The following is an 11,898-nucleotide window of genomic DNA, read 5'->3' as shown; positions in this document are numbered from 1 at the left end:
CAGGTGGTGACCTGCGTGCTGGCGGCCGGTGCCGCGGTGGGCTCGCACGCCTTCGCGTACAGCGCGACGGTGGACGCCGACGCGACCGGTTCGGTCGGCAACGTGGTGGTGCCGACCACGCCACCGGGCGGCGACCCGGACCCCGGCTGCACGAGCTGCGAGACCGAGCATCCGCTGACGCCTGAAACCGCGGTGACGAAGACGTCGAACCCGGGAACGGGCGCGACGGTGAGCCCGGGCGACACCATCGCCTACACGCTGACGGTGACAGTGGTGAATGCGGCCACGACCGAGGCGATCACGCTGACCGACACGCTCGGCGACGGCCTGACGCTCGCCGGCACGGTCCCTGCAGGCTGCACGGCGAATGGCCAGGTGGTGACCTGCGTGCTGGCGGCCGGTGCCGCGGTGGGCTCGCACGCCTTCGCGTACAGCGCGACGGTGGACGCCGACGCGACCGGTTCGGTCGGCAACGTGGTGGTGCCGACCACGCCACCGGGCGGCGACCCGGACCCCGGCTGCACGAGCTGCGAGACCGAGCATCCGCTGACGCCTGAAACCGCGGTGACGAAGACGTCGAACCCGGGAACGGGCGCGACGGTGAGCCCGGGCGACACCATCGCCTACACGCTGACGGTGGCGGTGGCGAACGCCCCCACGACCGAGGCGATCACGCTGACCGACACGCTCGGCGACGGCCTGACGCTTGCCGGCGCGCTGCCGGCCGGCTGCACGGCCAGCGGCCAGGTGGTGACCTGCGTGCTGGCGGCCGGTGCCGCGGTGGGTCCGCATGCCTTCGCGTACAGCGCCACGGTGGATGCCGATGCAACCGGTTCGGTGGGCAACATGGTGGTGCCATCGACGCCGCCGGGCGGCGATCCGGACCCAGATTGCACGTCGTGCACGACCGAGCACGAACTGGACGAAACCTCGATCGCGGTAGTCAAAAGCGCCGACCCCGCGCCGGGCAGCGAGGTGTCGCCGGGCGACACGCTGACCTACACGCTGATGGTGACGGTGGCCAACTCGGCGACGACCGAGGCGGTGACCCTGGCCGACACGCTGGGCGAAGGCCTGACCTTCGGCGAAGTGACGAACGCGGGCGCGTTCACCTGCACCGGCACGCTGACCTGCACGCTGCCCGTGGGCACGGTGCCGGGCACATACCCGGTGAGCTACACCGCGACGGTCGATGCGGACGCCGCCGGCACGCTGCGCAACGCGGTGACGGCGAGCAATCCGCCGGGCGGCGATCCGGATCCGGAGTGCACCACCTGCACGACCGAACACGTCGTGGTGGCGCCGGTGATCAGGGTGGCGAAGTCCTCCAACCCGGGCAGCGGCACCGAAGTGCGCGCGGGCGACACCATCGTCTACACGCTGACCGTGACGGTCGGGAACTCGGCGACGATCGACACGCTGACCTTGAGCGACACCCCGGGCGAGGGCCTGACCTTCGCCGAAGTGACCAGCGCCGGCGCGTTCGCCTGCACGGGCGCGCTGACCTGCACGCTGCCCGCGGGCACGGTGCCGGGCACGTACCCGCTGAACTACACCGCCACGGTGGATCCCGATGCAGCGCGCATCGTGAGCAACGTGGTCGCCGCCACCGGCGGCACCGGTACCGGCGGTCAGCCGCCGGCGTGCACGACCTGCAGCACGGAACATCAGCTGGTTTCCCCGCGTGTGGTCCTCGCCAAGAGCGCCACTCCGGGCGAGGACCAGGAGGTCGCCGTCGGCGACACCATCGAGTACACGCTGACCGCGACGATCGAGAACTCGGCGACGCTGGTGGACGTGCGCCTGATCGACACGCCCGGACCGGGCCTGGCCGTGGGCGCGCTGCCTGCCGGCTGCACGGCCGAAGGCGCGAACGTGGTCTGCGTGCTGCCGGCCGGCTCGGTGCCGGGCGCCTATATCTTCGCCTACCCGGCGACGGTGACCGCCGCGGCTTCGGGCACGGTCGAGAACGTGGTGATCGGCCAGTCCGATGGCGGGCAGGGCCAGCCGCCGCCGGAGTGCAGCGACTGCGACACCCGCCATGAGCTGTCCGACGACGTGCAGCTGCGCATCGTCAAGACCGTCGGCGTGCGCGACGTCGCCATCGGCGACCTGGTCCGCTACACGCTGACGGTGGAGAACGTGGGCGCGGTGAACGTGACCGGCGCCGTCGTCGTCGATACGCCGCCGGCCGGCTTCAGCTACGTCGAAGGATCGATGGCGGTCGCCGACGGCGACGGCGGCTTCGCGCTGGACGGCAAGCATCCGCTGCGCATCGGCGGGCTCGACATCGACGCTGGTGCACACGCGACCATCGTCTACCTGCTGCGCGTGGGCGCCGGCGTGCGCGCGGGCGTGCACGTCAACGAGGCGGTGGCCGTGGACGAGTCGGGCGATCCGGTCTCCAACGTCGCCACCGCGCAGGTCGCGCTCGACACCGATCCGCTGCTCGACGACAGCTTGATCTTCGGCACGGTGTTCGACGACCGCGACGGCGACGGCTGGCAGGATCGCGCCGACCTGGTCGACGTGCGCGTGCAGGGCGGCTTCGCGCCGGGCGCCTACATCGCCGGCTCGACCACGATCGACCGCGGCGACGGCCCGCAGCCGCTGGCCGACGCCAGCGCGCCGCTGCTGCACGGCGTCGACGTGGGCGCGATCTCCGCCCGCCAGTCCGAAGCCGATCCGGTGCAGGCGCATCGCATCACGCTCCGCCAGCGCCTGACCTCGGCCGAGTTCACCGACGACTTCGTGCTGACCAGCGCCCAGGGCGTCACCGTGCGCATGGATGCCGCAGGCAACACGAGGGTGGAGCGCGCAGGCGAAGCCGCCAAGGGCCTGACCGTGGCCGAGCCGACAGTGGAGCGCACGGTGTCCGCGGTGGAGGGCGGCTTCGAGGTGGCCTATGTCATCTCGAACCAGGGTATCGACGAGCGCGGCATCCCCGGCGTGCGCATCGCCTCGGTGGAAGGCCTGCTGATCGAGACCGACCAGTACGGCCGCTACCACCTGGCCGACGTCTGGGGTGGCGACTGGGGCCACGGCCGCAACTTCATCCTCAAGGTCGATCCGGCCACGCTGCCTCCGGGCACGGTGTTCACCACCGAGAACCCGCGCCTGCGTCGCGTGACCCCGGGCATCCCGGTGCGCTTCGACTTCGGCGTGCGGCTGCCGGTGCAGGTGCTGGAAGGCGGCGAGCGCAAGGTGGAACTGGAGCTGGGCGAGGTGATCTTCGCCCCGGGCAGCGCCGAGGTGCGCGAAGCCTACCTGCCCGCGATTGAGCGGATGGCCGAAAAGGTCGATGCGTACCGCGGCGGCGAAGTGGTGATCACCGCCGATGGCGACAGCGAAGCCCTAGCCTTCGCGCGTGCCGCGGCGGTGCGCGACGCGCTCAAGGCGCAAGTGGACGCACAGGCGCAGGCCAGGCTGAGCGTAGTCCTGCGCACCGAGGTGAACGACCCGCACAGCCTGGTCGCGGGCGTGGACGCCGGCGGCGCATTGCTAGGCACGGTGCTGTTCGACACAGACAAATCGGACATCCGGCCCGAGTTCGAGGGTCTGCTCGACGCGGTCGCACAGCGGCTCGAAACGCTCGGTGGCGGCGTGGTGGCGATCGTCGGCCACACCGACGTGCGCGGCTCGCACGCCTACAACGCCGCGCTCGGCCTGCGCCGGGCCACCGCCGTGCAGCAGGCGCTGGTGCAGCGGCTCGGCCCGGAAGTGGCCGCCAAGGTGCGCGTCGAGGCAAACAGCGATCCGACGGCCCCCGTCGCTACGGAACGCAAGTGAGGGGGATCCGGATCATGAAGATGAAACTGCTCGACACCACCCTGATCGGCATCCTGGCCGGCATGAGCGCCACCGCATCGGCGCAGGACGCCGCGCCGATGCAGAACACCGTGCCAGCGCAGCCGGGTGCGCCGATCGAATGCGCAGGCGACGCCTGCAGCGACAGCAACGGCGAGCTGGTGTTCCGCGTGCGCACGCGCAGCTACGACCAGCCGGCCACCACCGGCACCAGCGCGGGCTCGTCGTCACAGGCGCTGCAGCCGGACCGCCGCGTCTCGGTCGCGCTCGAACAGCCGGGCCGCGCGCAGGCCCAAGGCACATTCTCGGCGCAGTTGCCGGGCGGCGGCGCGGTCTGGGCCACCGAGGACCCGGGCTTGGGCGCGCCGGAACTCACCATCACCGCGCCGGCGATGGTCGCCTTCGACGGCGGCCGCATCGCCGAGCCGGTGCGCTTCTTCGTGCGCAGCAACTACGTGGCGTTCGTGAAGCGCTACGAGCTGAGCGTGTACCGCGGCAACGACGCAGACCTGATCGCGCCGGTCATGCAGCTTTCGCTGCCGGTGCAGGCCGCCGCGCAGGCAGAATGGGACGGCGCGCTGCCGGCCAGACTGCAGGTGCGCGACGGCGACGAGCTGGTGTACGTGCTGCGCGCCTACGACGACAAGGGCAACTTCGACGAGACTGCGCCGCGCAAGCTGCAGCTGGTGCGCCCCGACGAGGTCGAGCGCGGACGCACCCAACTGCGCGAGGGCGCCGAGCGCGCGCTCGGCACCGCGCTGAGCGCCGACCAGGCGCTGACCCGGCAACTGGTGGAGGACGCGTTCGCAGGCAACGGCCTGCGCCAGCAGAACATCCCGATCTACGGCTCGCGCGTGCGCGTGCAGGGCCGCAACCTGCCCGAAGGCTACGGGCTGCGCATCAACGGCGAGAACTACCCGGTCGACCTGGAACGCAAGTTCGTCGCCGAATACCTGATGCCCGTGGGCCGGCACCGGTTCGAGATCGGCCTGCAAGGCGCCCAAGGCACGCCGCCGATCACGCAAGCGCTCGACGTGGACGTCAGCGGCCGCTACTTCTTCGGCGTGGCGCTGGCCGACATCACCGTGTACGAGAACAGCGCCAGCGGCACCGGCCAGTCGCTGGCACTGGCCGGGCGCGAGGACGACATCCTCAGCGACGGCCGCCTGGCCTTCTACGGCAAGGCCAAGCTGGGCGGCAAATACCTGTTCACCGCCCAGGCGGATACGCAGAACCGTCCGCTCGAGGATCTGTTCGACGGCTTCACCTCGGCCGACCCGCAGGACGTGTTCCGCCGCCTCGATCCGGACCTGTATTACCCGACCTACGGCGACGACTCCAACGTCTGGCGCGATGTCGACACCATGGGCCGGTTCTACGCGCGCGTGGACTGGGACAAGAACGAGGCCCTGTGGGGCAACTTCGCCACCGGCCTCACCGGCACCGAGTACGGCCAGTATGTGCGCTCGCTGTACGGCGCCGCGTTCAACTGGCGCTCGCGCATGGCCAACGCCTGGGGCGATCCGGCCACGCAACTGCGCGCGTTTGCATCCGAAGCGGAAACCGCGCCCGGGCACAGCGAGTTCCTCGGCACCGGCGGCAGCCTGTACTACCTGCGCCACACCGACCTCCTGCCCGGTTCCGACCGCGTGGTGCTGGAGGTGCGCGACCGCACCACCGGCCGCGTCGAGCAGCGCGTGGAACTGCTGCGCGGCGCCGACTACGAGATCGACGAACTGCAGGGCCGCGTGCTGCTGACCCGGCCGCTGGCCCAGGTCACCCGCGAAAACATCCCGACCCTAACCCGCGACGCGCCGCTGGACGGTTTCGAGCAGCGCCTGATCGTCGACTACGAATGGCTGCCCAGCGACTTCAACGCCGACGAGGTCACCGCCGGTGTGCGCGGCAAGCACTGGTTCGGCGACCACCTCGGCGTCGGCCTGACCTACGTGGACGAGAACCGCGCGGGCGAGGACTACACCCTGATGGGCGCCGACGTGACCCTGCAGGCCGGCAAGGGCACCTACCTCAAGCTCGAGCACAGCCGCACCGAGTCCACCGGCGCGCCGGTGTTCTTCTCCGACAACGGCGGCCTGAGCTTCACCCGCCTCAACCCGGAAGGCGTGCGCGAGGGCGAGGCCACCGCGGTCGAGGCGCGCGCCAACTTCGAGGAGCTGGGCTGGACCGCGCAGCCGTGGAGCGCCGGCGCGTGGTGGCGGCAGGTGGATGCCGGCTATTCGATCTCGCGCTTCGACACCGGCGCCGACATCGAAGAGTACGGCGCCGAGGTGCTCGGCCAGTTCGGGCCGGACGTGGGCGTGTTCGCGCGCTACAGCCGCGCCGAGCGCGCGGGCGACGTGCTGACCCAGGCCCAGGCGAACGCCGAGTGGCGGATCGGCGACTTCGACGCGCTGGCCTTCGAGCTGCGCCGGGTCGAGGAGCAGCGCGCCGCGCTCGACGCTGCCGGCCTGCTTGGCGCCGCGCGCTACACCCATCGCTTCGGCACCGCGTTCGACCTGTACGGCACTGCCCAGCTCACGCTCGACGACGACGGCGGCCGCTACGCCGACAACGACGCCTTCTCCCTGGGCGGCCGCTACAACTTCGCCAACCTGTCCACGCTCGGCGCCGAGATGACCACCGGGGACCGCGGCGACGCGGCCCAGGTCAGCGGCGAATGGCGGCGTTCGGCGCAGCACAGCTATTACGGCAGCTACACCTATTCCACCGACCGCAGCGACTACGACCCGCTATTCAACCCCAATGCGCAGAACGGCTGGACGCTGGGCCAGCGCTGGCGGCTGTCGAACCAGGTCAACCTGTTCAACGAGAGCCAGTTCCTGAAGAGCCGGCGCGAGAGCGGCCTGGCGCACACCTTCGGCATGGACTTCTACCCGGTGCAGGGCTGGAACGTCGGCTTCACCCTGAGCGAGGGCGATCTGACCAACGCCGGCGGCGGCGATGTCGACCGACGCGCGATCAGCGTCAGCGGCGGTCACACCTCCAGCGACACCGCCTGGCAGAGCAAGCTGGAGCTGCGCGAGGACACCGGCGCCGAACGCGTCACCCAGTGGGTGAGCACCAACCGGCTGACCCACAAGTTCGACGAGAGCTGGCGGATCGCCGCACGCCTGAACTACGCCGATACCCAGGACGACATCAACCCGGAGGCGAGCGCGAAGTTCATCGAGGGCAACTTCGGTTTCGCCTACCGGCCGTGGAACAGCACGCGCTGGGGCCTGTTCGGCCGCTACACCTATCTCTATGACCTGGCCACGCTGGGCCAGGTCGGCGGCGCGCAGGTCGACCAGAAGTCCCAGGTGCTGTCGTTCGAGGGCGTGTACCGCCACGACCGGCACTGGGAGTTCGCCGGCAAGCTGGCGCGGCGCGAGGGCGAGGTGCGCTTCGGCCGCGGCACCGGCGACTGGTTCGATTCGGCCACCACCTTCGCCGCGGCGCAGGTGCGCTACGAACTGGTGTACCGCTGGCACGCGTTGGCCGAGTACCGCTGGCTGGACGTCGACGATGGCGGCACCCGCCAGGGCTGGCTGGTCGGCGTGGACCGCGACCTTGGCCGCAACTTCCGCGTCGGCGTCGGCTACAACTTCACCGACTTCAGCGACGACCTGACCGACTTCGACTACGACCACAAGGGTTGGTTCGTCAACTTCGTGGGGAGCTACTAATGGCCAGACAAGCCGGGAAACCACGCTTCGGCGCATACACGATCACCGCAGGGGCGGCAATCATGGATTTCGCATCACGCCGGATCCGCCGACGCGGCGGCAGCGCCGCCGGTTCCTTCCCCCGCGCCCTGCTGGCGTTGCTCCTGCTGCTGGGCGCGGTGCCCATGGCCTCAGCCAACGAATGCCGCCTTGCCGATCCGAACTCGAACGGCCTGTACGTCGGCACCATCTGCTGGTTCCAGTTTGGTGCGATCGATGAGGACCTGCCGAGCGGAACGAGCAATGCGCCGCTCGAGTTCGATCTGCCAGACGGCTCCAGGATCCAGCTCAATGTCAGCGTCAGCGGCGGTAGCGCTGCGAACCCGCGCCTGACAGTGCGCCAGGCGCCGACCTGGACGGGTTCGAACTTCAGCGGCAACTCCGGCTTCTACACCATCCTCACGCCGAACGCAGCGGCGCTGCATTCGCCGGACGGGCGCGGCAACAACGCCGTGCTGACGCTGGCCGACATCCGTCTGTACGCCCCGGACGGATCCGAGGTGACCGATCTGCCGTTCGAGATCGTGGTGGCCGACGCCGAGCGTCTGAACGCCAACCCCGAGTACCTGGACTTCGGCGTGGTCTCAGGCGGATCGCCCTGGAGCGTGCTGGAGTGGCTGGGTAACGCGCCGGCTTCGGCCGTGCAGCAGGGCACGCCGGCCACGCTCGATCCAGGAGTGGCTTCCGCCTGCCTGGGCAGCTACGTCGACTGTCTTCGCTTCAAGGGCATGACCGCCGGCAGCGATGCCAATGCCGTGGTGCTGGCGTCACAGAAGGCGGTGGGCAGCGCGCAGCCGTTCACGGTGATGGGACAGATCCACTCCGCCGCCGGGCAAGGCATCGCGGTCGGCGTGCGCTGCTGCGCGATGCGCCTGCGCAAGGTGCTGCCTGAAGGCCGCGTCGACGCTTCGGACCAGTTCATCTATCGCATTGTCAACGTCGACGGCCTGACGGTCGCTTCTGGCACCACCAGCGGTGCGGCGACCGGCGCCTATCCGTACATCGGCACCATGGCGATGTCGGGCAATGCGCTGACCCTGGTCGAGGAGATGGCGCCCGGCAGCGCGTCGACGCTGGATTCCTACGCGCGGCGCGTCGTCTGCGTCAATACCGGTAGCGGACAGACCGTGCTCGACGACGAGTACGACCCCGCCTCGCCGCCGGTGCTGAATATTCTGGAGATGGGCGACGTGGTGGATTGCGATCTGATCAACACGCCGCTGCCGCAGACCGACCTGTCGATTGTGAAGACAGCCGATCCGGCGACGGTCCCGTCCGGCGGTCAGATCGTTTACACCCTGACGGTGGCCAACGCTGGTCCCGCGGCTGGGGACGGAGCGGTGCTGCGCGATCCCGCCGTGGCCGGGCTGGACTGCAGCGCCGGGCCGCTGACCTGCAGCGCCAGCGGTGGCGCGGTGTGTCCCGCGACGCCGACCGTGGTGGACTTGCAATCGTCTTCCGGCATAGCGATTCCCACCCTGCCAGCGGGCGGGCAGGCGAGCTTCGCATTGACCTGCACTGTGACCGCCAGCGGAACGCCGTGAGAGCGGGCGCGATGGCGGCCGTTGCAAGGAGACCGTTTTAAGATGCGCGCCGACGCCCGATCGACCGCATCATCTGCCGAACCTGCATCTGCATTGAACGATACGGCTTCACGCGCGGCGGGATCTGCGCGCATGGATCGGGTTCCCCGACGGGGTTGGGTATAACCTAGCGCCGTACCGGTCAGAATCCAGACACCACTGCTGCGATCGCTCATCGAGCGTGGCCGACGCCTGATGACCGCCTTTTAGGCCCTGTCGCATGTTGGCATCCCTTCGAATGCGCGAGTTCTCGTTGCACGATACGTCTTTGCGGTTATCCGTCGCCCCGATGATGGACTGGACCGACAGTCACTGCCGCGTGTTCCACCGGCTGCTGGCTCCGCATGCGCGCCTGTACACGGAAATGGTGCACGCGAATGCGGTGATCCATGGCGACCGCACCAGATTGCTGGCGATGGATCCAGTCGAACATCCGGTCGCGCTGCAGCTGGGCGGCAGCGAGCCGGCGCTCTTGGCGCAGGCCGCACGGATCGGGCAGGCGCACGGCTTCGACGAGATCAACCTCAACTGCGGCTGCCCCTCCGATCGCGTGCAGGCCGGCCGCTTCGGGGCTTGCCTGATGCGCGAACCGCAGCTCGTGGCCGACAGCGTGGCGGCGATGATCGCTGCGGTCTCGATACCCGTGACGGTCAAGTGCCGGCTCGGCGTCGACGACGACCACGACTTCGGCCGCTTCCTCGCTTTCGTCGATGCCGTCGCCGCCGCGGGTTGCGGCATGTTCGTGGTGCATGCGCGCAACGCATGGCTCAAGGGGCTCTCGCCGAAGGAGAACCGCGAGGTGCCACCGCTGCGCTACGACTGGGCATGGCGGCTCAAGCGCGAGCGTCCGCAGCTCCAGGTCGTGGTCAATGGAGGCATCGCCGATGCGGCGGAAGCCGCTGCGCACCTGGCGCATGCCGACGGTGCCATGCTGGGGCGCGCGGCGTATCACGATCCCTATCTGCTGCATCGGATCGATGTCGCCTGGTTTGGCGAAGCATTGCGTACGCGCGGCGAGCTGCTGCGCACGCTCCGGCCCTACGTGGAGGCGCACCTCGCGCGCGGCGTGCCGCTCAACCGCATGAGCCGCCACTGGCTGGGGCTGTTCGCGGGCGAGCGCGGCGGGCGCGCCTTCCGGCAGGTGCTCAGCGAAGGCGCGCACCGCCCGGGCGCGGGCTGGGCGCTGGTGGAGCAGGCGCTCGCCCTGACTGCATCCGGCGAGTGCGCCGCGGCATGAGCGCGCACAGATGCTGACGCGCGATATCGATGCCTTCGTGAACCGTGCCCGTACCTTGCGCACGGACTTCGGATCGCCGACGGCCAGGGCCGCATTCCTGGTGGCGCCGGAAGGATTTGCGCTGGCGACGGAATCGGCGCGCGACAATCGCTACATGGCCTCCGCCGCCGATTTCGAGCCGGCGCGTGCCATGGCGCAGCACCGACAGCTGCACCGTGCGCTTTCGGCCCAGCTCCCGGTCGTTGGATTCGCCGGTGATCCCGATGCGCCCGACGGGCTGTTTCCAAACAATGTGTTCGCCACCGCGCCCGGCAGGCTGATCGTTGGGCGGATGCGGCACCCGGTGCGCCAGCGGGAGGCCGGGCGCGAGGACATCCGCGGCTTCTTCCAACAGGTGCTCGGCTACGAAACAGTGGACCTGTCGCGGCAGCCGCACACTTGCGAGCTGACCGGTGCGCTGGTCATCGACCGCCTGCGCGGCATCGGTTTCTGCGGTTTGTCGGAGCGCTGCGATGCCGAGGGCGCGGCGCTGATGCACGCCGCGTTCGGCCTGCGTGCGACCCTGCTGTTCGACCTGGCGCCGGGCGAATACCACACCAACGTCGTGCTCGCGGTGCTGGCCGGTCGCGCGGCCCTGCTGAGCCCGGCGGGTTTCGCCGATCCGGCGGTTGCCGACGCGATCTGTGCGCTGTACGAGCATGGGCTGCGCGTTGGCCCAGCGGCCCACGCCGCATTCGCCTGCAATGCGATCGCCCTGACTTCAGACGCGGCATGGATGAGTGAGGGCGCGGCGGGCGCGTTGGGCGAGGAGGTGGAGGCGGGGCTGGCGGACGCCGGCTTCGCGTTGCGCGCCGTGGCGCTGGACGCAATCGAGGCCGCGGGCGGCTCGCTCCGGTGTTGCGTCGCAGAAATCTTTTGAAAACAACCGCTTGCCCGCTATAGGCAGGTCTTTGAATTGCTGCCGTTCAGCAAATTAAGGACGGATTCACTGCTTCCTTTCGACAATCCGCATCCACCTGGAGCCGGCTGCATGCTGGCCCGCAGGCCCAGGGGGCCTGCCTTTTGGCCCATGCTGTCGTCGTCTACTGTGGAAACACCGAGTTCTCCGATGCCCCGTTCGCCTGCCCTGGTCCTCGTGCTGACCGCCCTGCTGATGCTGGGGATGGGCGCCGCGTGGGCGCAAGGTCGCGGCCGCGGCGGTCCACCGGCGCCGCAGTTTCCGCCGCAGCCGCAACGCGACCGGCACGACACGCTTTCCGACAGCGTGCGCCGGGTCGAGCGGGATACGCGTGGGCAGGTGTTGAGTGCCGAACGCGTGCCGTTCGACGGCCGCGAAATGCACCGGGTCAAGGTCCTCGACGACCGGGGTCGCGTGCGCGTGTACATGGACGATCCCCAGCGGCGTCGCAGCGAAGAGCGACGCGCCGAACGGCGTCCGCCTACACGCGACGACGACGATTGAGTCATCACGCTGTCGCAACGAGAAGCGTTTGACCGCTTCATCGCAATGCCCGTCGCGCTGAGGGCGGTCCAATTCCGGAGAATC

At 69.7% G+C, this 11,898-nt stretch carries 6 protein-coding genes; all 6 read left to right on the top strand.

The features are described 5' to 3' along the window. A partial coding sequence (locus tag MC380_RS16235) for an OmpA family protein (RefSeq protein WP_242165915.1) occupies positions 1-3,789 on the top strand: 3,789 nt, incomplete at its 5' end. Between the two features lie 14 nt (positions 3,790-3,803). After that, positions 3,804-7,493 (top strand): hypothetical protein, encoded by a 3,690-nt coding sequence (locus MC380_RS16230; RefSeq protein WP_242165913.1) that lies wholly within the window; start codon positions 3,804-3,806, stop codon positions 7,491-7,493. 62 nt (positions 7,494-7,555) lie between these two features. Beyond that, positions 7,556-9,076 (top strand): DUF11 domain-containing protein, encoded by a 1,521-nt coding sequence (locus MC380_RS16225; RefSeq protein WP_242102626.1) that lies wholly within the window; start codon positions 7,556-7,558, stop codon positions 9,074-9,076. Positions 9,077-9,353: 277 nt separating this feature from the next. After that, positions 9,354-10,352, top strand: a complete 999-nt coding sequence (gene dusA, locus MC380_RS16220) for a tRNA dihydrouridine(20/20a) synthase DusA (protein ID WP_242165962.1) — start codon at positions 9,354-9,356, stop codon at positions 10,350-10,352. A 10-nt stretch (positions 10,353-10,362) separates the two neighbouring features. Then, complete coding sequence (locus MC380_RS16215) at positions 10,363-11,271, top strand: arginine deiminase-related protein (protein ID WP_242102627.1); 909 nt, start codon at positions 10,363-10,365, stop codon at positions 11,269-11,271. 189 nt (positions 11,272-11,460) lie between these two features. Continuing rightward, positions 11,461-11,814, top strand: a complete 354-nt coding sequence (locus tag MC380_RS18040; protein ID WP_343223596.1) for a hypothetical protein — start codon at positions 11,461-11,463, stop codon at positions 11,812-11,814. Positions 11,815-11,898: the final 84 nt, after the last annotated feature.

The organism is Lysobacter sp. M15 (assembly GCF_022662515.1).
GTDB lineage: Bacteria > Pseudomonadota > Gammaproteobacteria > Xanthomonadales > Xanthomonadaceae > JAKPBU01.
This window is presented reverse-complemented; position numbering and strand designations above follow the sequence as displayed.

Coding starts and splice junctions, on each gene's coding strand:
- MC380_RS16230 (WP_242165913.1), top strand. CDS start 3,804: ATGAAGATGAAACTGCTCGACACCACCCTGATCGGCATCCTGGCCGGC.
- MC380_RS16225 (WP_242102626.1), top strand. CDS start 7,556: ATGGATTTCGCATCACGCCGGATCCGCCGACGCGGCGGCAGCGCCGCC.
- dusA (WP_242165962.1), top strand. CDS start 9,354: ATGCGCGAGTTCTCGTTGCACGATACGTCTTTGCGGTTATCCGTCGCC.
- MC380_RS16215 (WP_242102627.1), top strand. CDS start 10,363: ATGCTGACGCGCGATATCGATGCCTTCGTGAACCGTGCCCGTACCTTG.
- MC380_RS18040 (WP_343223596.1), top strand. CDS start 11,461: ATGCCCCGTTCGCCTGCCCTGGTCCTCGTGCTGACCGCCCTGCTGATG.